Origin of the sequence: Coprococcus sp. AF38-1, from assembly GCF_003603945.1 — a bacterium.
GTDB lineage: Bacteria > Bacillota > Clostridia > Lachnospirales > Lachnospiraceae > Coprococcus > Coprococcus aceti.
Genome location: NZ_QVGO01000001.1, coordinates 224,556 through 250,503, shown reverse-complemented (window position 1 = coordinate 250,503; position 25,948 = coordinate 224,556). Strand labels below are relative to the sequence as shown.

24 protein-coding genes and 2 tRNA genes are annotated in these 25,948 nt (G+C 41.9%); all 26 read right to left on the bottom strand.

Annotated features, from left to right (window positions below):
- Positions 1 to 417: 417 nt before the first annotated feature.
- Positions 418 to 479 (bottom strand) — tRNA-OTHER (locus tag DW025_RS01120).
- A gap of 63 nt (positions 480 to 542) precedes the next feature.
- A complete protein-coding gene (locus DW025_RS01115) occupies positions 543 to 1,346 on the bottom strand; it encodes an ERF family protein (RefSeq protein ID WP_119998268.1) in 804 nt (267 codons plus the stop codon).
- 411 nt (positions 1,347 to 1,757) lie between these two features.
- On the bottom strand, positions 1,758 to 3,071 hold the full coding sequence (locus tag DW025_RS01110; RefSeq protein ID WP_243104854.1) for an RNA-guided endonuclease TnpB family protein: 1,314 nt from the start codon (positions 3,069 to 3,071) through the stop codon (positions 1,758 to 1,760).
- A gap of 5 nt (positions 3,072 to 3,076) precedes the next feature.
- The gene (locus tag DW025_RS01105) at positions 3,077 to 3,931 is read right to left on the bottom strand and encodes a hypothetical protein (protein WP_119998267.1); all 855 of its coding nucleotides are present in this window, start codon (positions 3,929 to 3,931) and stop codon (positions 3,077 to 3,079) included.
- Positions 3,928 to 4,119 carry a hypothetical protein gene (locus DW025_RS01100; RefSeq protein WP_119998265.1) on the bottom strand — a complete coding sequence of 64 codons (192 nt, stop codon included), beginning with the start codon at positions 4,117 to 4,119 and terminating at the stop codon, positions 3,928 to 3,930. The genes DW025_RS01105 and DW025_RS01100 overlap by 4 nt, the downstream gene beginning before the upstream one ends.
- Positions 4,116 to 4,373 carry a hypothetical protein gene (locus tag DW025_RS01095; RefSeq protein ID WP_119998263.1) on the bottom strand — a complete coding sequence of 86 codons (258 nt, stop codon included), beginning with the start codon at positions 4,371 to 4,373 and terminating at the stop codon, positions 4,116 to 4,118. The genes DW025_RS01100 and DW025_RS01095 overlap by 4 nt, the downstream gene beginning before the upstream one ends.
- 60 nt (positions 4,374 to 4,433) lie before the next feature.
- Entirely contained in the window at positions 4,434 to 5,054 is a 621-nt protein-coding gene (locus DW025_RS01090; protein WP_119998261.1) for a HEPN domain-containing protein, read from the bottom strand.
- Entirely contained in the window at positions 5,055 to 5,474 is a 420-nt protein-coding gene (locus DW025_RS01085; protein ID WP_119998259.1) for a hypothetical protein, read from the bottom strand.
- 6 nt (positions 5,475 to 5,480) lie between these two features.
- Positions 5,481 to 5,636, bottom strand: a complete 156-nt coding sequence (locus tag DW025_RS14720; protein WP_165854720.1) for a PepSY domain-containing protein — start codon at positions 5,634 to 5,636, stop codon at positions 5,481 to 5,483.
- Between the two features lie 18 nt (positions 5,637 to 5,654).
- Positions 5,655 to 6,377, bottom strand: a complete 723-nt coding sequence (locus DW025_RS01080; protein WP_119998257.1) for a thermonuclease family protein — start codon at positions 6,375 to 6,377, stop codon at positions 5,655 to 5,657.
- Positions 6,378 to 6,416: 39 nt separating this feature from the next.
- Positions 6,417 to 6,905: a hypothetical protein gene (locus tag DW025_RS01075; RefSeq protein ID WP_119998256.1), complete on the bottom strand. Its 489-nt coding sequence runs from the start codon at positions 6,903 to 6,905 to the stop codon at positions 6,417 to 6,419.
- Positions 6,906 to 6,930: 25 nt separating this feature from the next.
- Positions 6,931 to 6,997, bottom strand: a tRNA-Leu gene (locus DW025_RS14715).
- A gap of 261 nt (positions 6,998 to 7,258) precedes the next feature.
- On the bottom strand, positions 7,259 to 7,579 hold the full coding sequence (locus DW025_RS01070) for a hypothetical protein (RefSeq protein WP_119998254.1): 321 nt from the start codon (positions 7,577 to 7,579) through the stop codon (positions 7,259 to 7,261).
- A 178-nt stretch (positions 7,580 to 7,757) separates the two neighbouring features.
- A complete protein-coding gene (locus DW025_RS01065; RefSeq protein WP_119998252.1) occupies positions 7,758 to 7,991 on the bottom strand; it encodes a hypothetical protein in 234 nt (77 codons plus the stop codon).
- 35 nt (positions 7,992 to 8,026) lie between these two features.
- The gene (locus DW025_RS01060; protein ID WP_119998250.1) at positions 8,027 to 9,265 is read right to left on the bottom strand and encodes a hypothetical protein; all 1,239 of its coding nucleotides are present in this window, start codon (positions 9,263 to 9,265) and stop codon (positions 8,027 to 8,029) included.
- Positions 9,262 to 9,825: a hypothetical protein gene (locus DW025_RS01055; RefSeq protein WP_119998249.1), complete on the bottom strand. Its 564-nt coding sequence runs from the start codon at positions 9,823 to 9,825 to the stop codon at positions 9,262 to 9,264. Before DW025_RS01055 ends, DW025_RS01060 begins: the two co-directional genes overlap by 4 nt.
- A gap of 16 nt (positions 9,826 to 9,841) precedes the next feature.
- Positions 9,842 to 11,569: an ATP-dependent DNA helicase gene (locus tag DW025_RS01050; RefSeq protein ID WP_119998247.1), complete on the bottom strand. Its 1,728-nt coding sequence runs from the start codon at positions 11,567 to 11,569 to the stop codon at positions 9,842 to 9,844.
- A gap of 199 nt (positions 11,570 to 11,768) precedes the next feature.
- Positions 11,769 to 12,026 (bottom strand): hypothetical protein, encoded by a 258-nt coding sequence (locus DW025_RS01045; RefSeq protein WP_119998245.1) that lies wholly within the window; start codon positions 12,024 to 12,026, stop codon positions 11,769 to 11,771.
- Between the two features lie 15 nt (positions 12,027 to 12,041).
- Positions 12,042 to 13,400 (bottom strand): hypothetical protein, encoded by a 1,359-nt coding sequence (locus DW025_RS01040; protein ID WP_119998243.1) that lies wholly within the window; start codon positions 13,398 to 13,400, stop codon positions 12,042 to 12,044.
- Between the two features lie 129 nt (positions 13,401 to 13,529).
- On the bottom strand, positions 13,530 to 13,910 hold the full coding sequence (locus DW025_RS01035) for a hypothetical protein (RefSeq protein ID WP_119998241.1): 381 nt from the start codon (positions 13,908 to 13,910) through the stop codon (positions 13,530 to 13,532).
- Between the two features lie 52 nt (positions 13,911 to 13,962).
- Positions 13,963 to 14,367: a PrgI family protein gene (locus DW025_RS01030; RefSeq protein WP_119998239.1), complete on the bottom strand. Its 405-nt coding sequence runs from the start codon at positions 14,365 to 14,367 to the stop codon at positions 13,963 to 13,965.
- Between the two features lie 97 nt (positions 14,368 to 14,464).
- A complete protein-coding gene (locus tag DW025_RS01025; protein WP_119998237.1) occupies positions 14,465 to 15,322 on the bottom strand; it encodes a hypothetical protein in 858 nt (285 codons plus the stop codon).
- Between the two features lie 23 nt (positions 15,323 to 15,345).
- Positions 15,346 to 17,193: a type IV secretory system conjugative DNA transfer family protein gene (locus tag DW025_RS01020; protein WP_119998235.1), complete on the bottom strand. Its 1,848-nt coding sequence runs from the start codon at positions 17,191 to 17,193 to the stop codon at positions 15,346 to 15,348.
- 19 nt (positions 17,194 to 17,212) lie between these two features.
- The gene (locus tag DW025_RS01015) at positions 17,213 to 18,103 is read right to left on the bottom strand and encodes a hypothetical protein (protein WP_119998233.1); all 891 of its coding nucleotides are present in this window, start codon (positions 18,101 to 18,103) and stop codon (positions 17,213 to 17,215) included.
- Positions 18,100 to 18,789 (bottom strand): hypothetical protein, encoded by a 690-nt coding sequence (locus tag DW025_RS01010; protein ID WP_119998231.1) that lies wholly within the window; start codon positions 18,787 to 18,789, stop codon positions 18,100 to 18,102. The genes DW025_RS01015 and DW025_RS01010 overlap by 4 nt, the downstream gene beginning before the upstream one ends.
- A 124-nt stretch (positions 18,790 to 18,913) precedes the next feature.
- Positions 18,914 to 25,948: a hypothetical protein gene (locus DW025_RS01005; RefSeq protein ID WP_119998229.1), complete on the bottom strand. Its 7,035-nt coding sequence runs from the start codon at positions 25,946 to 25,948 to the stop codon at positions 18,914 to 18,916.

The following is a 25,948-nucleotide window of genomic DNA, read 5'->3' as shown; positions in this document are numbered from 1 at the left end:
TGCCATGAGCAACATACCTCACCCTTACATCTTGCACTTACATACAAACTGTAACAGCGAAGATGCACATATTTACAAGATGCCTGCACGGATTTTGTGTGCAGGATTTCAAACTGCGTCTTACAGTTTACCTCACCGAGGGTGTCTGCTACTCTCCGGAAAGAGAATTACGCATACTGGTCTCGATTTAAGGACGCTAAGTCGCCCTGATTTCAAAGTATCAATAAAAGCATCAATACATTAGTCATCTGAACAGGAGTTGCACCTGTTAAATTGCTACCAATCAGACGATAAGTAATCCGGAATCACAGCACCGTGGAACTGCTGTCCGAATTACAATAACCCAACACAAAAACGCAAAATCACGGAAATACTCACATTCTGCCACGGTGATTCAATCGTGTGTAAAAAGATTGAAGCCAACAACAGGAATCGAACCTGTATCTCTCTGTAATGCTCTGCCATTGAGCTATGTCGGCATCTCAGAACGTCCAAGCATCTGCCTGAACGTCCTGTGTGATTGCTTGTGTTATTCTCTGTGCTTATGCACCACGTCTGCCCCAACCAGAGCCGGACTGTCCGTTGCTGTTGCCATTACCCCAGCCGGAAGCATTCTGTCTCTGCTGTGCAGGCTGTGCTGCCTGAGCAGGTCTTGAACCCCATGTGCCACCAGAAGCAGCAGGTCTCTGCTGTGCGGACTGTGCCGGAGCTGCCGTCTGTGCAGACTGCTGTCTCGGCTGACTGCCAGCGGTTCTGTAGTTGGTCGGCTCACTTGCCTGCTGGTCAGGGTCGTCACCTGTAGAGATTTTGTACATCTTCATCAGAGCGTACTTATCGCCGTATGTCATTGCCTTGCCAGAACCCTTGTCCTGTGCATCAATTCCCTCAGAGAACACTGTTGTTTCAATGAAGTCTGTCGGCTCGTCTACATTGACAAAACGATACACAGTCTTCACTCTCGTCATGAAAGTGAACTTCTTTGTCACCTTGCCCTGATATTCATTCTCAGATTCCAGAATGTGACTTTCCAGAATCTCACGGCTTACCGGATAGCTGTACACACCGTACTCAACTTCCAACGGTTTTACCGCATCAATAATGTCACGCTCAGAAACTGCTCTGTAACTGTTTCTGCCACCAGTGCTGACAGTCAGATTCTTTGCCACGACTGCAAGAGCATTCTCTACAGCCAGAAGTCTCTGAAAAATATTCATCGGCTTAGTGGTCTTTGTCTGCTTTCTCGCAGGCTTCTTTTCCTCTGGAGCAGATGCGGTTTCCTTTTTCGCTTCTTCCATTGTAACTACCTTGTTTTCGTCTTCGCATTTCGCTTCAAAATTTCCGTTCATAGTGAATACTCCTTTTTTATTTTTTTGATTTTGTGCTTTGTAGATTAACTACCTTACATTAACTATTATAGCACGGTAGTGTACAAATGTCAAGCGTATATATCAATTTACTCTGTAAATTATTCGTTATCAAATAAAATAAATAAACAATGCCTATACGCAGATTGCAACTGTGAACGATGTGTTGTAATTACATACCCTAAACCTCACATCTTACGCCTATACGCAGATTGCAACAGCAAAGATGTACAAAACTATAAGATGCCTGCACGGATTTTGTGTGCAGGATTTCAAACTGTTCATACACAGTTTACCTTACCGAGAGTATCTACCACTTTCCGAGGAAAGAATTACGCATACTGTCTCGATTCAAGGACAATGAGTTGCCCTGATTTAGTGCGAACGTCTCAGTTATTCTGTGGGAACTTCCGGTTCGCACTGCATTTTTAATGTTTCTTCGATAATAACATCTATATGTTTCGTGCCAATATTCTGGCTCGCATTGTAATCAGCATTTTCTTCATAGCCACATTTCTGGCAGCAGAATCTCGCTTGTACAGGTCTGTTGTCAGTGTGAATGTAACCACATTTATTGCAACGCTGACTGGTAAACTTCGGGTTGATGTAAACTACCTTGATACCAGCTTCTTTTGCCTTGCTTTCGATTTTTGTCTGCAAGTCAAAGTACGACCATTCTTTCAGGAAATGTTCTGCATTGCTTGTGATGCCTGTCAGCTTTTCCATTTGAATCGTACCGCAACCGTTTTTGATTGCATAATCAATCAAGGCTCTGCTGTACTTGTGATTCGTGGTATCACGGAATCTGGCAATTTTATCAGCAATCTGTGCAGCTGGTTCTGTACGTTTCTTTCTGCCGTGTCCGATACGTCCGTCACCGCAATAGCGTGACTGATTCAAGAGTGAGCGTCTTCTCGCTTCTACACGGTTTCGGAAAGCTTCAATTTCACCGCCCTTGATACTGAATCTGGCGTAATCACCATTGACAGATGCCATGATAGGATAAACGACACCAAGGTCAACGCCCATGATTTTCTCAGGGTCAAGCGTAGAAATGACATGGTTATCAAAGGAATAGCAAAGGTTCAGTTTCCACAGCTTTTTCTTCTTGTCATACATCAGCTTGCTTGCACTGACTTTGTATTCATCGTTCATCAACCGTTCCAGAATTGTCCGGACAGACTTATCTCTTACCTGCATACGGAAACGCAGGTCATCATTGATGCCGTATTTTTCTTTTCCAGCACGATTCAGCATTTTCAGTGCAACAAAAAAGTTGCCGTTTTCATAGGAAAGCTTAATTGCTTTGTTGTGAATATCCAAAGGCTGATTTGCCTTAAAAGAGAGTACAGACCGTTCCCCATTCAGCATTTCCTTTTTGTAATTGCTGAATGCAGTACAGGTGTCTCTGGAAGATGTGGAGAGATTGGAAGAATACAGGTCGCTTCCGTTTTTGATACGGTCGTAAACGAATCCGCTTAACGTATATCCAAGAGTATCTTTCTCCTTCGGATATTCTTCTGACTTTTTGTAGTAGTCGCTGGAGAAGTTCAGCCACTCCCAGCAGAGCTGTACGCATTTGTTCTTGATGTCTCGTGTCTGCCTCTGCAAATTCCACAGCAATTCGCTGATTTTCTTAAAATCAATCTTATTGCCGTCCTTGTCGATTTGCTCGCTAATCAGATAGACCTTTGTTACTTTGGTCATAAATATCACCTTTTATCCAGAATATCGTATATTTGATTTTTCGATTTTTTATATTTCTTTGAGATTGCTTCAAGAGCAATGATTGCAACCACCGTGTCTGCAATCAAAAGAGTTGCCAATAAGAATACCGCTGGCAGAATAGATGGATTCTCTCTGGAGCGAACTAAGACCATGATGTCAGATACAGCAAATAAGCAGAATGCGATTGTCAGAATCAGTCCGGTGAATATACCACAGCGAATGTACTTGCCCTGTTTGCGTTTGGCACTGCGACCAATTTTCTTGTAAATGCTTTTATCTTCCATCGTGTTAGAATACCAGCTTAACAGATAGAGTTCTGGTTCAGATAATGTAAAATCAATTTTCCGAAAGTCATAGCTTTCAATATCTCTGCCGAAGCAAAAGTTGATAAATGCAGTAATAACATTCAGATTCATCTCTGTCATGTCGAAATAGTTTATGAATGTGATGTAGTCCTCTCGGCTTGCATCACCGCCTACAGCTCTGCGTGAGCTTTCCGGAACTTGCTCAATCAGTGCAGTCAGCACTTTCAAAATAGAAATTGTGCAGTATTCATCAAGCACCTGCTGCCAGTCGAACAAGTCGCATAAGTCGCACAAAAGCTTTACTCTGACTTTCTGTTCAACAGGCGGTTTCTGCATTATTCTATGAATTTCAGCCAGTACAAAGCGAATTTCTTCCGCAAATTCACCTGCCGTCCGAATATCTTTGGTATACACATGATTGCTGTAATGCAGATAGCCACAATTGCCACACCAATATCCTTTGATATATTTGTCTGGTGCATCAACTGTTGTTCCGCACTTATCGCAAATCAGTCTGCCGTCTGCAAGATTCAATCTGCATCACTCTTTTCAGGAGCAGGCTCTGTCGCCTCTCCTTCGTCTTCTTTTTTGGTGCAGTGAAATCTGCTGCGTTCCAGTTCCATTGCTTTTTCAAAGCCGTCTGCCTTGCCATTCTGATAGCCGTACCACACCGCACCGACCAGCATTGCGGTCACTACAGTAAACTTGATGAATTTTTTCATTCTTCCTCAGCTCCCTCGGATTCAGTCTCCGCTTCTTCTGCATCGTCTTCGTCTGTGCCGTTTTCGTACTCATCAATGGTTGCACGGTAGACTGCCTTTGCTGCTTCAAAATTTGTCTTCACGCTTCCAGCCCCAGTTGAAACACCGTCCTGCACCTTCTGATACGCTTCCAAACCTCTTTTACTAAGTAAAACACAGGAAAGAATTACGCCGATAAAAAAGCCAACAACTCCTGACGCTAAATATCCTAACATGATTTATTCTCCTTTACTCTGCTGTTTATTCGTTATTGTTAATCAAAAAAATATGATGATTTAATCATCGCACTTATCATACTGTTCCTTCTGATACTTGGGCTTCTGATAATGCTTCCCATAAGATTTCTTGCCGTGGTCTGCTTTTCCAGCCCCATGATAATTTTTACCGTTCTGCTTCTTCCAAGTAGAATTTTTATCGTCCAGCGAAAGCCTTGTCGCATCAAACATCTGTATATGAGCATGGTCAGCAATTGCTTCCTGCTTTACGCCAAGCTCTTTCATATAAGCATTTTCGATTTCCCAGAACAAGTCCTTTGCATTCTTCATCAGAACGAACGCATCTGCCTTTGACACACACTTGTCGCCATACCGCAGTCCATTGAACGCTGACAGCGTTTGTGCATTATCTGCAATAAACATATGCTCCTGAATGAAGTTAGGCGAAACACGCTCTGCCTGAAACAAAAGATGTTCCATGTTGTGAGCGTACATCGTTTCCTGTGGCGGCGGTTCAACAGATTTCTCACTGATAATTGCCTTGATGCTTTTTTCGATTGCCTGAGCAAAGTGATACGCAGCCATGTTTACCATTATCGGATTGTCTTTCTGCTGCATTGCAGTTCCGGCAATCATAATGTCTGCTCGAATCACTTCCAGTTCTTTTGCACTTACTGCCATTTAACTTCTCTCCTTGTCGTAAATTGCATACACACGACCTGCTCTGAGTTCTCCTAAGAGTTCTTTTTGCAAGCCATGAATCACGTTCTCGCCTTCCACAAAATCTTTGTCATAATCGTATACCACATCATTGTAGATGATTTCAAAGATTTCATTGTGGAGCAGGATTCTTTCATATGTTCCCTTTGGAATGTCAGAACGAACCAGAATCTGCGGATTTCCCTCTTCATACTGTAATCCAGAAAGATACCAGATACCTGTTACATTCTTTGGATTCAGTGCGTGAGGGTCATTCTCTTTCCGATTCAAAATAGTCTGCTGGAGCTTCTGAAAGCGTCCTGCAAGCTTTTCTCCAACTGCCCCCTTTGAAAAGAATGGTACAGTCAGTAATCTCTTTTCTGCATCTGTCATGTTTCCCATAAATCATCACTCCTTATTTTCTTTCTCGTTATCTGATTTTTGCAAGCGTTCCGGACAGCGTTTCTGAATAAAATGCTGTTTTCCGATTTTCAGCCACCATATCAAAATACCGCCTACGATTACAAACAGTATAGCACACACGATTATGATTATCCTATCCATAACGCATTCCTCTTTTCATCAATTCTGTTCTTCAAAGAAACCGTTCCACAAGCCAACCTTTTGCTCTGCTGCCGTATGTGCCAGTTCTGCAAAGTGGTCTGCGTGTTTCACGTTTGGTGGATAAGTGGCAGTATTGGCATACCCATTCTCCAGCAACCAGTCCTGAACCATTGTACCGTCTTCAAAGTACACATAAGCTAATGTTCTGCCATACTTGTCCGTAGGACTAACATCATACTCCACATATACAGTATCAATATCCTGAAACTTCTCTTTGACTATCTGAGAAACTTCTTTTCCTTCTTCCGTATTCTCTGTACGATAATCTGACGGAGCAACGCTTTCCGGCGTATCTACGCCAATCAAGCGAACTTTTTGTTTTTCACCGCTGATTTCCAATTCGTATGTATCACCGTCTATCACACGAATCACAGTAGCCTGCTCTAAAGAAAGTTCGTCTGAACCGCTGGGAATTTCGCTGGATTGGTCTCCAGCTTCTTCCTTTGCGTACTCTTCTCGAATTTCTTTGTGCAGTTCATCTTTGTTTTCATCATACGCTTGATATGCTGTCTTTATATCATCTATCGGCAAGTCTTTCACGATTGCCTTAGAGCCAAATTTCACAGCATCTTTCAGCGGAGACAGAAAACAAGCTCCGCAAATCAAAACCGATACGCCAAGAGTAATCAGCACAGCACTTTCTTTTTGATTTCTTGTCCATTTTCGTTTTTTCTTTGCCATAGTACACCTCTTTCACATCTTTCGATGTGACCATTCTCTTTAAGCGATGTAAAATTCCTTCGCTAATACTTCTCCTTTGTATCTTCTGTTTCTGCCTGTTTCTTCGTCTTTCTCCCAGAATTGTCTGTAAAAGCGATAAATCATGGGATTCTCTTTATCCTGCATTGCAACGCCGTAGTTGTAATTTGTGATTTTTCTTGCACACAGAATTGCCAGCAGGCTTTCGTTTTTATCGCACCCATCATCAAACCGTCTTATAAAGCTCATATCGCCAATCCCAGCCAAGATAAGCAATCCGTTCAGTGAAATGTCGCATACACGACAGGCAACCTTGCTTTTATAAGCGTTATAGAAATAAGAGCAAAACATCAAAACATATTCCGAATTGCTCTTGATGCGAATGCTTTCATTGTCATCTGAAATTGTATAATCAGTCAGATTGGTATACGTTCCTTTTTCGTTTCTCATATACACCGTTATATCACTGAACGCATATCTTGAAAGCCACGTCTTATCTGTTTTGTCCACGAGATTCACTTCCTATAATTTTGTATGGTGGCAGGAGCAGGATTTGAACCTGCGTAAACTCTCATTGAGTGTTGTAATACCATATTTCTGCCGTTTCTCTGTGAATATACACTGGACTTTTGTGAACTTCTGCTGACATGAAAAAAAGGCAACATACAGGGCTTTGGGTGCTTGTGTGTTGCCCTCTTTCCATAAGGGTTTTGATGTATGAGGTTTTCATTGAGAATGTTGGTCGAGAAAAGCGGAATCGAACCGCTTTGCAGTACATCACTGCTATTCCTTATCCCCGATATTCGCCCCCTCACGAAGAGGGAGCATATTTACAGGAGGACTGTCAAATCAGTCGGTGCTGTTTAGTTGTTTCTGACACGCTTTGCTACCTTAGTTGCAAAGATTGTCATGGTCGGAATCTTATCGCCGTTCTTGTTGGTGTAGTCACCTACGGAGAATCTGCCCCAAACGTCTACAAAAGACTTAGCGTAGTCGTCCTGAACAATGTCGCACTGGTTGTCGCCTACGATGCTGCAAACAACATCAATGTAAATCGGTGCGGTATACTCGCCGTCATCGCCCTTACGATTCATCGAACACTTCAAGATAACACTCTTTTCTGTCATCTTCTGCTCGTAGCATCTCAGTCCCCAGTTTTCGCAAATGTTAAAATTGTTAGCCATAATTACGCTCCTTTTTCAAAATATATTCCTGTGGCTACCGTAAGGCTTTGAACTGTTGTTCTCTGTACCTTACATTAACTATTATAGCACTTTTATGGTGCGTTGTCAATAGGAAAATAGGGTTTAATCTGTAAAATATCCGTTATTTATTTTGTTGAAACTTGTATATTTTAACGAATCAACCGTGAATCAAGCACTTCTCATCGAGCTTACAAGTGTGTTGCATTTCCTCTTTGAGAGCATCTTCAAACGATTTTGTGCTTTTTATATCTTCATCTGCGTAAATCTGTTTTACCAGTTTTACGATTGAACTTGTATCTTTATGAATGTATCTTTTGCAAAACCGATGCCATTGGGAATTTGTCATACGGCTGTCCTTTTTGAATAAAAGAACCAGTTCCTTTCCTGTCATCGTGGTTCACTCCTTTTTTCTCTTACCTGATATTTTTATTCTTTGTTGTTCTTTTTCTTAATGATGTAGCACACTCCTGCGATTATCAATACAATCAAGATGCCACCGCCAATAAAAATGATTCGGTATTTCATCTGACTTTTTCGCAGTTCTTCTTTTTCTTTCTTTGACACAATTACAGATTCTTCTGGAATCTCTGTTGTTCCTGTTGCTGTTTTAGCTGTTGTTTCTCCAGTTTTACTGTTGCTGGAAAAATCCTTGTCAGAGCTTTCAGAAGGCAGCTCGGCTGTGTCTGTTGTATTTTCTTTCGATTGCTCAGAATCGTAGTCCAGCTTAACCTTTCCGTTCTCATAGTCGTTCAAGCTAATATTGTTTCTGTTGTTCCACGAGAAGTCCGGTTTGTCAGATAAATCTATCGGCATGATGTCATATTTCTCTGTGAGTTTTGAAATGTCAAGCTGATATGGTTCATCAATCGTATTTTCCAGTTGCACCTGTACATTGTTATCGTAGACCAATGTGTTTTCGCCCTCTTGAACGTCCTGCGTGTTGACAGTTCTCACATAATAACCGCCTGCTCTTACCTTTACAAGGAATGGTTCGTTCGCTTTCACATAGAACACATGATAAGTCCAATCGTTTCTATACTCCAGCTTTACCATAACATTTACTGGAGAATAAATCTCCAGAAAGCCTGTTTCACTCCACCAGTCCGGAATGTTATCATTGATTTCATATACAACAGTTTCTTTCCTGTCGTAATTGTCCCACACTGCATAATTCAGCACAACCGATGAATCAATCAATTCTAATTCTGTTTCGATAGAAAAAGAACCGTCCTTTTTCATTTCTGAAATTGCATTGTCATATGTTTCCTTGTTGAGATACACTCTGTACTTTGTCCAGTACACTTCATTGTCCCTGTCCATATATCGGCTCAAAAAAGAATTGAACTCCTTCTGGAGCAGGTCATAATTTTCATCTGATATATCTTTGCTATCAGTTGTAACAAGAACATATCCGGCACTTCTCAAATACTTTTCCAACGCTTCGCAGTCATTTCTTGTTGTGCATTGAATACCATTCAGTTCATTTACGCCGCCTGTCAAAATCTGATTACCGCTTAAAGAATGATAATACTTCAAGTTGTCAGGGTCAAATTCTTCGATGAATGTATCTTTCAGCTGTTCTTTTGCATGAACAGTTATTGTTGACATGGAAACACACATCGCAACCATAACGGCAGCAGCCAGTAGCCTTTTTCCAATCTTCATTTGCTATTCCTTCCATTTTCTATCTGCTTTTTTGCAAGTGCATGATAGCGGTCACTTTCCAAAAGCATAGCATTATATGCTTTTATTTTTTTCAAGCAACGATTTCTGGTAGTCCGTTGTTTTCCTTCGGTTCTGCGAACAAAGCATTCCATCTGAGCCATCATGTCATAGCGATTATAGAGAATTTCCAAAATTACGTTGATGTCGCCTTCATCGTATTTGTACAAGTAAATCTCATTGTCACCATATACGCCGATATAAATATGACGATTTTTCAGAAGGCTAACCAGCTTGTACTTTCGTAAAACCTCTTCTGTTGCCGAAGCCTCAGCTTCTTCGAGTGTTCTGCACCCAAGAACGTGCCGGAAGACACACCAAATAATATAAAGTGCAGTCTGCCTTTTGCGTTCTGCACTTGTTAGCTGTTCTTGCTCAGACTTTTCCTCTTCATCGCTGATGTGGATTTTTTCCATACAAAATCGACCACTACATTTTGCAAACCCCTTTGCGTATGTATACAGTAAATTGCAGTCAAGTTCATCTAAGTAACCCCAATCCATTCGTACCTTCCTTTCGTTATTCTGTTGTGTAGTAGTAAAGTTCCAGCTGTGACTTTGCTCTTGTCAGAGCTGTATACAGCATTCTCTTATCTACCAGTCGGTCATCTTTCGGAATAAAAACGATTACACGTTCTGCCTCACTGCCCTGCATCTTATGAATTGTGATTGCATAAGCCAGCACAAGGTCTTCTCTGTGGGCAGCAGTAATGTCCACTTCCTTCCCGTCGATCTCAACAGTGATTGTTCCCTTACCGTTGATTTTTGTAACAATACCAATATCTCCGTTGCAATACTTCTTTGTGTTTTTGACAGTCATCACTTTATCGCCAACATTGAAGTCTGCTTCTCCCTTTTTCAGATACGCATTTATCTGTGCGTTCAAATTGTTGTACGGTGACAGAATTTGTGTATCTTCATTATTCGTCATGATGATTTCTCCAATATCATCAAACCCAATCAATTCCATATGAAAACCTGCTCCGTTTCGGAGAGGCTTCTCCTGCAAAACATTGTTTGCGTTCTGTAAAATATCAGTCCCTTCTTTTTGTCTGTGATTGATTTCCAGTCGATATACTTCCAGTTCCTTCATGAAATCAAAGAACGGTTCACCATACCCAACAGGGTAAAGCTGATTGTGGTCTCCCACAAAAATCACCTTGCAAGTCGGGTCAGTCGCACAGAGCAGGTCATACATTAAAGCCGTATCAATCATGCTGCTCTCATCGACAATAATCAGTCTGTAAGGCAATTTATTTTCTGCCGTATAGAACGTGTACTCTTCTTCCGGATTCTTTCTCAAAGCCTTGTGAATCGTGGCAGCAGGCATATTTGTCTTTTCTGCAAGTCTTCTGCTGGCTTTTCCTGTTGGAGCAATCAGAAGTACATTCTTCTTTGCATAGTAAGTGGTATAGCAATCAATCAGTGTTTGAATCACTGTTGTCTTTCCTACGCCTGCACCGCCTGTAATTACGCATGGAAGGCTTGTTCGCAATCCCCACAGCGTTCTGAGTTGTTCCTCTTCCAAGCCTTTATCTTTGACGGAATTAAAAAAGTTTTGTACCTCTTCTTCTGTCAAAAGCTCGTATTCCAGCTTCTTTCGACTTTGAATATCAGTACGAATAAAATCCTCTTTTTTCTTCATCTCAGAATCCCATACAGTGCCGTTTTTCAAGCCATATCGTTCTGCCTGCAAGCACATCATTTTCAGCGTAACCATCAATTGCTGATACGCACCTTCCTGCTCTACCGCAGAAAAATACCCAAGAAACTCTTCGATACCATAGGAGATTTTTCGCTTGTTTCTGGCATTCTGGATTATCTTGCGATTGATTGCATCTACTCTGGTCGGCTCTTTCGCATCGTCCACAACTTCCTTGTGAACTCTATCTGCTTCGCCAAACGGTAACACAGAATAAATTTCTTCCAGCGAAAGTCTGGCAGTGTTCCACCCAATCCCATCACTTTTCAAAATGAGATGCCGTTCCAGAACAGCTTCGTATTCGTCTGGATTTACGTTTGCTCTCTCCAGAGCAGTGATATTTCTTTCGTCCAGAGTAAGCTCATAGTCCAAAACATTATCCGCTTCGTCCAGTTCCATTTGAATGAACATACCGTGATACAATTCCGGAATATTTCCTACAACACGGAAGCTCTTCTTTCTTGTGCCGTCCAAAGCAATAACAACAGCACTTCGACCATGTTTTGTGCCTCGTCCTGTTGCTTTCAGCACCATATAAGTATTCAATTAGCACACCTTTTTTCACGTTATATTTGTATTATTATCTTATCATTTTGCACTTCTCATGTCGTGTATATCTGCTTTTATATACATAGAAAATACAATCCAAAATTGTGCAAATAATCGTCATTTGGGTATAAAAGAATCCGCACAAGAAATAAGCCCTTGCACGGATTCTTTTTTGTCATATTAAGGAGTGTCTGCTTTAGAGAAATGCAGAGCCGTCATAGTCACTGTCGTCCTGCTCTTCTTCGTCCGGTGTTTCATAAGACAGTTCGTCCAACTGCCTGTAGCCCCGAAGGACTTCTTCACTGTAATCAGAAATTTTGCCGAGAATCTGTTTCACCTTGATTTCGTCTTCTACGTTTTTCAGTAAAGTGGCGTTGGACTGAATATCACGGAACTTATCTGCAATGTAGCTCCTTATCTCGTAAGCCTTGTCTTCTAATTCGTGCTGTTTCACGTTGCATCACCTTTTTCAGTTATTTTCTTCTGTGCTTGATTCTGTATCAGGCAAGCTTTCCTGCTCCGTTTCTTCGGAAGATTCTTCACTGGTTGCGTCTGTTTCGGAATTTTCTCCAGTGTCAGCAGTATCTTCCGGAGATTGCGAAACCTTCGCTTCTTCTACCACGCCGACCAGACTATTGATAACAACCATGTCTTCCAAGCTCTTTGTGATTGAGGAATCCGCATCAGAACGTGCATAAATGAAACGCTCATAGCTGTCAGAAAGCTTGTTGTAGGTAGTTGCCACCAGAATGCCGTCCTTGTAAACGATTGCCTGCTGGAGAGCCTTGTCTTCAAACACCCACTTTTCATTCATGTCCGCAGGAGCGTGGAAGAACATACTGTCTTTTTCTCCGTAGTAGAACGCAATATCACCATACTCATTCATAAACGGATATTTCTGCATCAACTCGTTCTGTCTGATATTTGCATTCAGCTCTGTGGCAGATGTTCCTTCAACTTCCGGAAGCTCTGCATAAGGTGTAAAAGTGCTTCTCATACCATCTTTCACAAGCTTAGAGTAGTAGAACTCTTTTACTTCACGATTTCGCATATCCACATACTGCACGGTGTCAGATTTCTGCGAATCTTTCTTTTCTGTCTTTGTCGCCACTTCTGTTTTGTCGCCATTAACAGGCTTCAAAACAACAACCAGCCGTTCACGATTTGTCTGAATTGCAAAAGTGTCATCATCAACTCGCTGATACTCAAAAAGTTGCGTTGTGATGTCAGGTAACGTAGCATCTACTGTTGCAGTAGCATATGCCTTGCACCAATCCTTATCGCAGTCATATAAAATTCTGTAGTTTGCGGTTAAACCTGTAGAATTATCGCTCGACATAAGCAATGGGTCTGTGATGCTTACTCCGGCTACACTATAATCATCTTTCTCATTTCTTGTAACCTTTGCGGTAAGTCCCTCATCTCCACCTGCGGAAAAAGAACTTGTTTCACTTGCCATTTGAGAAATAACTGTGTCCCAGTCTGTTTCTTCCTCATTGAACCACTGTGTGTCTGTGATGATTGGTGTGTCCAAAAAAGTGGACACAAAATCCTGATAGCCGTCTGCTGTCCAATATGAGTTAGGACTGGTTTCTCGTACAGCGGTGTTGTTGGATTTCATCTGCTCCATAACATTCAAAACGCTATCCTTCAATGTCAATGTGCGAATCACGCCACCACGATAGTCGTTCTGCTGTAATTCCTGACCTGTTTTGTCTGTGGCATTCGATGTCTGAGTGCCTGCACTGCCAGAGCCACAGCCAACAAGAGAAAACGTCAGACCTGCTGCCAAAACAGCAGAAGCAATCCGTTTGTTCCATTTGTTCATATAATTTCCTCGTTTCTGTTTAATAAGAAAGGGGCTAACTTTTTCAATTAGCCCCTTCCGTTGTGAAGTCTTACTTATTCACCCTGTCGTTTGGGTTTTCTTTTTGAATAAAAGAATGTATGCAAGTATTTATTCACCCACAATCTTGATGGCAACCAGAATGGACTTCAATGCAGTCATAACAATGCCTGCCAGAGCCATGATAATGCCCTTGGTCTTTGCTTCCGGCTGGTTCTGCATAAAGGACATTACAACCTCATAAACGCCGTACACAACCAGTGCAACGCCGACAAAGCGAGTAATGGTCAGCAAAATGCCGATAATCTTGCCCATCATCGTGCTTGCATCGGTGCCTCCATTCGCTGTCACCTCAACATCTTCGCCGAAGCTTGCAAATGCTGTTGTAGCACTCATGCTCGCCATAGCAGACATGATGCCTGCACCAGTCATAATCTTGCGGAACAGACCGCACTTCTTTTTCTTAGTAGTTGTCATTGCTGTAGTCTTCATCTCAAACAATTCCTTTCTGTATGAAAAAATGTGTGTTAGAACAATCACAGCTTTATGAGATAAGCCGTTCTTTGTCCTGCTTATTTATCTTAGCTGGCGGTGCTGTTTGAATAACATTCCACTCATCAGCAGGGATAACATAGTCATCGCCGTATTCCTTTTTGATTTCTTCGGGGTCGTACACAAAGTCTGTTTCATTGATGTAACATTGTGTACTCAGCTTTTCCCTTCCAACCGTTCGGAGAAAATCCCAAGCAGGCATTCCATACGGTTTGAAAAAACCAAAGAACAAAATCAATCCGGCAGGCGGTATTGCAATTTCAATGCTTCCTGTCAGCTTGTAAGTCAAAAATCCTACAGCCGCACCAGCAGCAAGAAACGCCGCTTCTTTGAAGGAGAAATTGCCAATATCCTTTGTTTTGTATTTTCTGATGTCTTGTCCAATCAGAATTTCCATTGCCTTTCACTCCTTTCACTATATATATGTAAGAATTAAAGGAAAAACGGAGCGTTTCTGCTCCGTTTCTGAAAATTATTTTGTGAACTTTTTTCTTTTACGCTCCAAGTGCTTCTTTGCTCACTTGTTTTGCAACATTAGATGCTGCAATTGCTGCAAACGGTGCTACCAGATACATCAGCAAGCAGCTCAATCCTGCCACGATGTCAGGGTCGCCACCAGCACCTGTAAGAGCCGCCAGCTGTTCTGTTGTCATCGCAGTCGCAAGTGTTAAAGCAATCCGAGGCAACGCAACCAGTGCCACACCATAAAGCCCAAGTGCAAGGAATCCTTTGATATAGCGAATTGCGTTGGAGTGTCTGCCACCATAAATGTCAGCCACTGCAATCGGCAAAACAGAAAGTCTGAACAGCAGTTCCAACTTATACATCATGCCCTTGTACCACCATACCAATTTCAATACCAATCCGATAATCGCTGTAAGCATTAGGATAATCAGCACAACAAGCAAAATGAAGAAACCAAGTTTCCCAAACATCTCCATCAGCTTTGTCATGACTTTTACAAGGTCGGCTTGTGTTGTATCTCCGGCTTTTGCAATACTTGAAATTTTTGTGATGAATGTATCATTGAACATGATAATGCTCGAAACAATTTTTCCGCTTTGTGATATAACTGCAATTGCAACCATCAATTTCAAAAATGGTGCAAAGAAGCTCTTCATCGTCAAATCTCTGCCTTCCAAGGCGAGCTTTTCGTTCATTTCCATCAGGAAATAGACCAAAGTAAAAGCAATGCCTGCGATAGCCAAATAGTTGTATATTTCTTTGACAATAGAGGTCATTTTATCCCAGTCTCCACCGCCTTGAATTGTGACATACTTTGCGTCAAGGCTACACGCCTGTGCAATTACTGTTGTCACCAAGTTCAGCACCCACTCAACCGCTTTTTTCATATGTTTTTGCTCCTTTCGTTGAATTATGTTGTAGGCATTATGCCTGTAACATCTTTTTCTTCATCTGTATTCAGATTCCTGTAATACAGCTCTGCATTGATTTTCTTCTTTTTGACTGCCTGAACGTCTTTCCAACGGCGATGCTCTGTCAAAAGAAGCTTTCTGCAAACGTAAGGAGTAACATCACGAATAATGACAATCTCATCATCACGATTTTTCGCAGGGTCATTGATAGCACCGATTTCATCAATGCTCATGAGGTCTACTTCGGTCGGCGTGTATGACGTTGATACTCCTGATTGACTGGACGATGTTGACTTCTGACGAATTGTAGTCTTGCCAAGCATTTTCTGAATCTGTTCTTTATCTTCCTTTAAGATAGAACCAAGGAAAATCGTTGTATCTACATTGGCAAGCACGGTTTCATGTTCTCCGTCCTTATACATCGTTTTCAGCTGTCCAATATCCTGAATTACTACATGAGAGCCGATGCGGTACTTACGGCTTGTTGACAAAATCGTTAAGAAGTTCGGGATTTCACCGATATTCTTAAACTCGTCCAGCAAGAAGTTGATATGAATAGGAAGCGAAGGGTCGCCACCAGCAAACTCATCTCCAGCCCATATGTACATCTTGTCCATATCTTTGATAAGTGTTTCAAGCGGTTCTCGAAGAACGCTGGACTTGTAATACTTCATTCCTTTTCGTTTGCCGGAAGCATCTTTTTCCGGTGAATTGAAAGCAATGTGATAAATAGAAGTGTTATTCACATAGGCTTCTTCAACAATATTATCCTCTGTCACAGTCTCATAAAACATCTTTGCTTCTTCTTCGGAATCGAAGTAATCGAACACCGGAGTTCCCACTCTGTACCCGATATGCCATTTTCCCCGAAGCTTTCGCTCTCCCAGTTCATAAAGCCGTCCATACAGCTGCGAATACAGCATCGCAATCAAGAAGTTGAACGCCTGATGCGACTGCGGAATACCAAGAAACAGATACGACTGCTGGGTTGCCATCTTGTCAATGTTGATATTCATGTTCTTGTACTTCTTATTGGTGCGAGTAATCATGTCCACTTCATAAGTGGAGAATATCTGCAAATCGACCGCTGTAGTAATCAAGATGGTATTTGCTGTCTTCTGCGGAGCAATCAGGAACGTATCATAATACAGCTTTGTTTTGTTGTTCGGGAAACGCTTGAAGAAATCGTCCAGCCGACAAGTAAGAGGTGATTTTGTTTTTCCATCATCGCTTACCTTTGCTTCCTGAACCAATTTCAAGATTGTAGAAAAGCATCTTCCACCGTTCAATCGCTGTGTTCTGCCACCTTTGATGCCTTCACAAGGGAATCCATCAAGGAGCAGGTCTTCATCTTCTTCCAGAACATAATAAATCAGTGCCGTCATGAATGCTTTTTCTGACTTGTCCCAGAAGGGGTCTCCACCGCCAGCTTCCTTGCCAGCCTTCGCATTTTTCATGTAAAGGTCTACCAGAATGTTGACCTGTGTTTCTGAGATGTTGCCATAGCTGTCAAACACATTCTCCAGCGGATTATAATTGTTAGACAGCGTAAAGTCTGAGGCATTGAACAGGAATACGTTATATCCTTTGGAAAGCAGATACGGTGCAAACGAACGAAAAATATCTCCGGAAGGGTCTGTGACCACCATAGAGCAGTTTTCCTGCAAGATGTTCGGTTTGATATATTTGAACGTCTTACCTGTACCAGTGCCACCGATAACCAGCACATTCGCTGAACGGTTGACTTTCTTGTTATTTAACGACAGCCCCAAATATTCGCCTTTGTATACGCCAAACAGCATATTGTTGTCGATATAAGAGCTGTCTTGTACTTTACTTTTTGCCAAAACTTACCCTCTTTTCTCTTTATTTTTCCATGAACTTATTCTTGTACACCTTAAAATCCCTTGAAGTGCCAAGGTGAGAAGAACCATGCTCATGTCCAACACGAGATTTTTTCTTCGCATCAGAATCCAGCCAGATAAACAAGCCGATTACGCCAAGGATTCCTGCTCCGATTGCAAACGCTCCAAAGAATGTTGCCGTGTCAAGTGGTGTTACTGAAATCGGTAGATTTTCTACTGTAAGCCAACTAAATGTGCATGACATAACACCGTTTGTCTTGCCACCTTTATAGTTGTAATAAGAATTTGCTTCCACGCCAAAGAAAATTCCTACTGCACAGCAGGCTATCAAAAACAGGAACAGCTTTTTCAAGCCACCGCCTTGCGTTGACGGCTTTGCAAAAGACACTTTCGGCATCACAGCTGAATTTTTGTACTGCCGAGCATGAGGGTCTTTCGGAGAAGTTCGCTCCAGTTCCTCTGTTGCTCCCTTTAACGCATCGAGAGCAATTCGTTTTCCCTCAATTTCAAGAGCCTGCTTATTGTCTTCTGATTCTTTTTGCAATTTTTCATTCTGCAAATCTTCTGCCGTTGCATATCGCACTTCGTCCTCGTGAACAACGTCTTCTGCTTTTACAGATTCATCAAGGACATTCTGTACTGCATTTGTCTGTGATTGAGAATCCACAGACTTCTGTAAATTTGCAACCGTGTCCATATGTTTCGCCTGTTCCTGTGAAAAGAATCCTTTCTTTTCCATGTTGGTCATGACAGAAGTATCACAAATATTGCCGATTGTTTCGTAATCTTCGTCCTCGTCATTTGAGGCAGCAGGCTGTTGCTCCGGCAAAGAACCAGTGGCGAATATGTCTTCATAATCTTCTGTGAAGTTGCTAAACTTTTTTTCGCTCATTGATTTTTCTCCAATTTCCAAGTTTCTTCTGTGAAGTTGTCAGGTACAACTTCTTCGATGCTCTCTGCCGCCTTTTTGATGATGTAAAGCACCAGCTTAAATGTCGATGTCTGGTCAAGTTCCAATGCACGATACAGCAATTCTTTGTGCATCTGTTCATCAGAACCTTTTGAAGTGTAAAAGACGGAAAATTCTTTGTCCTTATAAGAAATTTCCCATGCTCCGATTTTGCATTCGCCATGAAGTACATAGTCCACAAAATACATAAAGCCGATGTCCTTCGCACTCTCCACTGGTTCAGCCAGATTGCTGGAAACAACACACTGTTCTGTAATTACCATCAGCTGAGAAATTACGCCCATGTCATTGATATACAATGGTTTGTTGGATTCCTTCGGCATATAGGTATGAATTACCTCTGTGTTGGAACACAACTCATAAGACTGCATCGAGCAAATTACTGGCGTATGGATTTCTGCCAGTTCTGCTTCGATTCGCTGAACGTCCACAAATTCACTGGTTACACCATAAATTTTCCTGAGTTCTACGCCAAACATTTTGTTTTGTACAGTTTCTACTGCACATTCCACCTTGTCCAAGTCGTATTTGTTTAGGATAAGATACAGCAGTAAGATTCGCTCTTTGTTGTCTTGCCTGCGGTATTTATTGAACATTTCTTCTGCCATAAGAAGCACCTCTTTCTGTAAACAGGCATAACGATGCCTCTACCCTTTATATGTAAGGTTTAAGGGAAAAACAAAACAGCCCCTGTGGAATGATTCCACAAGGACTGCCTTGCAACATTATTGCTTATTTTTCTTTACGAGCTTCCTCAAATGCCTTGTACTTGTCACAATCAAAACGATAAAGCCAAGTCTTGCCATCAGGATTCTTCACATAGTAGTATGTTTTTGTTTTACCGATATTGCAAAGTGACGTTGCATCGGTTCTACGCAGATAAATCGTGCCAATATCTTTGTTCGGACTAAGGTCTACCGTCAAAGACTGTCCTGCTTTAATGGTTGTACCATCAGACAATTCCAAATCTTCGTTCAGTTCACCGATGTAAACAACTGCCAAATCTCTCTTCATCATCAGCAGTGCTTCGTTTGAGCCAGAATTGTTGATTTCATTCACATCATTTGCATCAATATTTACATTATCGCTGCTCACCAATGCTCCAGCACTAACGCTTCTGACATGACGGATAATGTCCGCTGGCAAATACAAGCTTGCACTCGGAGACTTGATTGCCTTCGAGTTATCAATCGTGTTGCTCTGAGTTGCTGTCTGTCCTGTCCATGAAGAATACATACGAATGAAATCCCATGCTGTTCCGGCAGTGCAGTTTGCATTAAAGTTTCTGTCAGCAGCTACACAATAGCTCTGAACCAGACCATGATTATGTCCATCTTCATCATTGTAATGAGCCTTGCCGACCCAGCTAAGAGCAATTCTTACCGCCTGTTCTCTGCTGTCATTAAAGCTTGAACCGTACTTCTTTTTCAAAGCATCTACGATTTTATCAATGTCTTCCTGACACAGGACTTTTGCACCGAGTTCAGTCGGAATGTCAAATTCATATACATCTTGCCAATCCATCGTCTGCCTCAAAACCGCAAGCGTCATGTTATCACCATTCCAGCCTTCGTAGTCGTCCCAATCCTTTGTACCAAAGCAGTTTGAACCCTTCAAAACCATTTCATCAACGTCAAAGATGTCTCGGCATAGATACTGCTTATTTTCTTCACTGTCGGATTCACCAACAACATGGAAGCCTTCTTTCCAATTGCCACCTTCCACATACAAGTTCAGTCCATAGCTGTGTCCCATATAACTTCCTTGTACATCAGATGCTGGTGTTTCACTGCCACCAGACCAAGCCGCATCAGAAACAGTGTCACTGTAGTTCACTTTATCCGTAATCACCTTGCCACGAATTTCATCATATCTGTCATCAGACCAATCCATCTGAACAGGGAACTGATAATCTTCGTTGTATGTGCCAACAAGTGCAAGCTGTTCGTTTGTCATGGAGAATACGTTGCCTCTGGAGATAACACCAAGATGACCGCCACAATACTGGTAAGAATGTCCCTTACACTTTCTTGTCAGAGTAGTTGTACTATCTCGGTATATCTCAATAGAGCCATTCTCATAGCGATACTGTTTTTTATATTGTTTAATGTTTGTATTCACTTGAATTGCAACTCTATACCAGATTACGCTTGTGAGCAAATCGTATTCATCTTGATACGATTGTCCAGTATATCCTCTCGCCGTCAACACTCTGCCAATCATGTAATTAAGGTCGTCCCAGCTCATGTAATTTGTAACAAAAGTAGTGTTGATATGATACACATTACCGCCTGCCTGATAACGATTTTTCACTTTTTGATATATTTTATCAATCGTTAGGTAGTTACCAGAGCTATCTTTCAAATAGTTATTGGCAAAATCATTCACGTCTTCATTTTTCGGAATTGGCATATAAAAATATGCTTTCTCTTTTCCGTTAATGTTATTGTAATTTGTCTGCTCTGCTGACACTTCGTCTTTCCAAGTATCGTTTGTCTTATCTATAATCAAATGTGTGCTATCTGTATAATCAAGAATGGGAACTTCTGCTTTTCCGCCTTGCTCATACACATAGCCGTTTCCGGTTGTGTATTTTGTGGCATTTTGTATGTATACACATCTTTTTTCCTGCTTGGACGATGTTTGAACTACATTGGTTTTCAATGTGCCAACATTCGGGTTGGAATTACTTTTGGTCGCAAAATCTTTTGTTAGTCTTGTGACAGAGTAATCTCCTTCCTCTCGGTAAATGTGATAAGCGTCATCTGGCAAATGGTATGTATCTCGATAGCTTCTCAATTTGTTCGATATATCTGTTTTCGCACCACTTTCAGAATCGAACCATTTGCCATTTTTGTTTTGCAAGTTGTAATTGAATATACCACCACTGATTCTAGCACTGCTCGGATTAACAGTCTTGCTGCTCCAACACTTGCCACTGTGATTGCTTATCCAAGTAACAACTGCATCAAATGTTGTTTTGTTACTCGTCATACCAGACCATAAACACAGGTCGTTCTTACTGCCGTTAAGGTTTTTGTTCGTATCAACAGTAATATCAAAAGCACCTGCATGATTGGTGTAATAGCGTTTGAAGTCAGAGCCAATGATATAAGGCTGAGGGCTGTCGTCCGAACTTCTTTCAATACCAACGTAGAAATCTTCTACTTTTGGATTCGTGCAATAGCCCAGCTCTGCTGCTTCACTCTCAGACAGCTTATCAATCGTTTCAATTGAACCGTTCACCTTTACAGTAGGATTACCCAAGCGACTGCAATATTTCACTGTGTAATCCCACGTCTGCTGATGTGATGCAGAAAACAGCGTTGCAGTATAGTTCTGCAATGTTTTGTAACTAAAGGTTGTTCCAGAAGCATCTGCCCATGTAATGTAATTCGGCTCAGTATCTTCTTTGCCACCAAACAAATTTTTGACAAACTCGCTGATGTTATTTCCTAACATCTTGAAAAATCCGGTGAATCTGTTTTTGAAGTTTTCCCAATTCAATTCCGCAGGAGACATTCCCAGAACATCGCCTAATTCTTTATCAGAATTTGCATCTGTTTCAAACTGGTACATTACATCAGTCATAGAGATAATATCTTTGATATTGCTGGTGTGTCCGCTTTCTGTTGAAGAATAGTACACTGCTTCATCGGCACTGGGACTGAGCTTTCCATAAAGGTTCGCATTTGCAGTCATTCTCAGCTCTTTTTCGCCATTGTAAGCATCAAGATAAGTAAGATACTTGGTGTTGTTTGACAATGATGCCACAGCATCTTTCTGATGCCACGGATTGATAGCGATTTGAGTGTCAGCTTCAAGCAGATTGTCAAAACGCTTCAAATAGTCGGAATAGCTCATGCCCTTTGTGCCATAGGTTACATTTGCTTTATCGTCCCACAAACCTTCATAGTCAACAATCGTGTCTTTCCATGAGGTTTCCTGTTCTTCCAGCGATTCATACAGCTTATAGCATACAGTATCTTTGTAGGTCTTTGCTGCAAGGAAGTTGGTGAAAGATTCAATAATAGTCATCACAACAACGAACATGGTCAAGGCTGTCGCAACAAACAAAATGCCAATTGCCACATACTTACCAATTACCAGCATTGCCTTTGAAACGCCTGCCTGTACTTTCTGCACCAGCATACCGACCTTGCTGTTCATAAACTTTGCTTTGATACCGTTGATTTTGCCTCTTGCTTTACCAAACACGCTGTTTTCAGAGCGTTGCAGTCGAGCCAACTTTTTTTCCTGCTTTGCAAGAAATCTTTCGTTACGCTTCGGATTCGGTTTTGCGGCTTTCTTTGTTGTCGGCTTCTTTTTCGGTGGTTTTACAGAATCTACATTTTTCAGCCTGTTTGTCTTTTTTACATTGGCAAACTTTGCTTTCATTGCATCTTGATGCTTCTGAATCGCCTTGACGGTATTCTTTACGCCGTCAGTGGTCTTTCTTGCATATCTGTAAGTCTTTGTACCACCGCTTATCATAGCTCGCATATCTTCATCATTGCCAGCAAGCTTTGTAGCTCCAGACATACCTTTCTGAGCCAGCTTTGCGGCAACACCAATATCCAACGCTCCCCATGCTTTCGGATTATTTAACTGCATCAGTGCGTTTCTAGTGCTGTTGCTGATTCCCAGTTCTTTCAGTTGCTTTGCTGTAAGATTACCCAGTGCTGCCACATCAAACTTGCCTGTAGCAGTGATAAACTGATAGCCTTTGTTCTCTGCTCTTTTCAGAAACGCCTCATTGATTTTCAAGACATCAGCTCTTGTAATGCCACCTGCAATAAAATCAAGATTAAGGTCTTTCTTCAAGTTCTGAGCAAACTTGTCATATCTTGCGAAAATAGCTTTTTCACCGTCAGACAGCTTCACCTTATTGCCAAGGGATTTCAGCACTTCCGCATCATCATCAGACAATTTGATTTTGCCTGTTTCCGCAGCGTGTTTCATAGTCTCTGACCATTCAGACAGCACTTTTTTCTGGTGATATACCGAGATGCTTTCACCTCTCATCACCTTTTCCAGCACTTTTCTCTGTTCGGCGGTAAACGAAGACTTATTCTTCCGGATAAAGTCAAGCTCCGGCTGTGACAATGCAATTGTTACAGATGCTCCTAGTGCAATTGCACCTGTGTTGATGGTGTTTTTAATCTCGTCCAGAGAACCACCATCTCGGAAGCCAGACTTCGTAACGACTGGAGCAGCATATTCCTGCCGATACAGGTTGTTTTGAATGGTCTGTGCATTACGAACCATTCTCTCCTGCTTCTCACTGATATGTTCTGTAGCAATTTTCTTCTTCTTTTTATAGAAGCCTCTTGCCTGATACTCACGGCGAATAAATTCGTCCGGATTTCTGCCACTTTTGATAAAGTCGGCATATCGCTTGTCTTCTTTCTTGTCGAAAGCGTCCTTACGTTTCTTCTCCTGCTTCGCAAAGTCAGCAAGTTCCTCTTGATGTGTAGCATAATATTTGTCTTTCTTTACTTTGTACGCATCATCGTATTCCCCTTGCTTTTCTTTTACCTTTTCTTTTCTTCGAGCAGATTCCTGCAAAATCTGTGCCGACTGTGCAACACGCTTATGATGTTCAGCCAGCACCTTGCCCCTGATTTTTTCATCAGTAACAATTTCGCCGTTGATTACAACCATATCATTGCCAAAGACAATTGCCTTGCCAATGCCACGATTTTTCTGAGCCGCACCCAGTCGCATTGAAGAGCTGCTTCTTTCAAATGTTTCCTGTCGAAGTGTAGCCTCTTCAAAGATTCGCTTATTGGTCGCTACAGCACTGTACTTTGCAAGGTCGTTTACAGCATTGATGCTCTTATTGACTGTTTTGCCGAACAGTCCCATCTGTCCAAACGTATATGTGAACAGCTTCTGCTCTTCACTTTCAACAGCTCGCAGTCCACCCTGTTCCTGTTCATCACGAAGTTCCTGTATTTCCTTGCTCTTATCAGATTGCCCATGAACGCCAGCTTGCTTGACATCTATATCTGTCTTTTCTGTAAAGTCTGCAATCAACTGTTCCGCAGATTTTGCTACATTTCGATAATGTTCCTGCGGCTTTGTAGAAGCACCATGTTTGTCATCAGCCTGAAACTTTTGATTCAGTGACTGAACAGCACTTTCCGTCCTCATAAAGCTTGCCTTGCTTGCCAAGCTCTTTGCTTCTAAACTGCTGTTAGAATCCCACTCTGTACCAGTCTTCGCATGAAATTCAGTCGCAATATCGTGCATAGCATTCTGATAGTCCAGAAACATCTGTCGTTCATGCGGAGTGGTGATTTTTCCTTTTTCCTGAATCGTTTCCATTGCTTCTGCAACGTCAGGGCGGTCTTCCAGAAACTGCCCCATAAGCGTAGAATCCATGCTCTTCTGAACAAACGATTTCTCATTTTCGTTCAGTCGAACCGATGTCATCTCAGGCTCTTTTTGCTGTGTCAAATTGACACTTTCAGCAGCAGAAACCGCACCGCCAAAAGAATTATTTGTCAAAGCCACAAACTCTTGCATGATTCTGCGGTCATTATCATTTCTTACTTCACCAGTTTCTACGATTCTTTCCAGCGTTTTCATGTTGTCGTAATTACTCAAAAAATCACTGTACGGAGTAGTTGATGCTGTATTCTGCGATTCTGCTGATGTTTCTTCAAAACTTGAAGTGTACCCAGAATAAGAAGGAGATGGTTGAGACTGACTGTCTGTATGTACAGGCTCTGGAGCTGTACTCGGCATAAAAACAGGCTCATTGGAAAACGGATTCGTTTTTGCTTCCTGTGGCTCTGCTGTAGCTTTATCTGCAACCGTTGTCTGCTGTGATGTGAAATCTGGCTCTAAACCTTTGGGAATGTACCCTGTGTTATCATTGTGCTGTGTCGAACCATAATCAACAGCTTCATCTGGTTGAACATCTCCATATGCAGAAAAAGGTTCTGTAGAAGACGTACTTTCCATGCCGAATGAGCTGTTATAGCTGTTTTCCGGAGCAGGTGCAACGGATTCTGCCTCAACCTGAGCATTTTCTGTAGTTTCTGCCTGCATCGGGTCTGCTGCTGGAATATTCTGGTCATATACAGGCTCTGCTGTATCAGTATGCTCCGTATAAGAACTTTCGTAAGTGTCCGGCTCGCTATAGGCAGGTTCTGCTTCCGGAACAGGTTGGGCTGCTGCCTGCTGTGGTTCTGCGGTAACATCTGTAACAGCTTCCGTCATTTCCGGTTCAGCTGGCTTCGGCTTTTTTGCCTCTTCCTGTGCAGCAACATTCTCCAGTTGTCTGCGAAGGAAATCCTGCTCATCATGATTCAGCTTTGTTACCGTAGGCTGTTCCTGCTCCGGTTCAATCTTTTCACGAATCATAGCAGTTTTCGGAATTTCCACCATGTATTCGCCGTTGATTTTGACCGGAGATACCACGACATCATTTACGCCTTGGTCTTTCATGTACTGTGCAAAGTATAAAGCCTGATTCTTTGCACCGACAGCTCCGGAGAAAGCAACACGCTCATAGTCGTCCGGATTGTAACCACCACGCTGCTTTTGTTCCTGCTGACGTTCCTCATCTTCGTAAGGGTTGTAATCAGCTTTTTTCTTTGCAGCGTCTTCTCTTTCTTGTTCTTTTATATAGTCCTCATGAAGTCTGCCGAACATTTCGTCAGTTTCTTTTTGGACTTCGTTATTTGCAATCTTCTGCAATTTGCTTGCAACCTCTGATGTAGCATTCACACCAAAGTTAAAAAATTCGATTGCCAC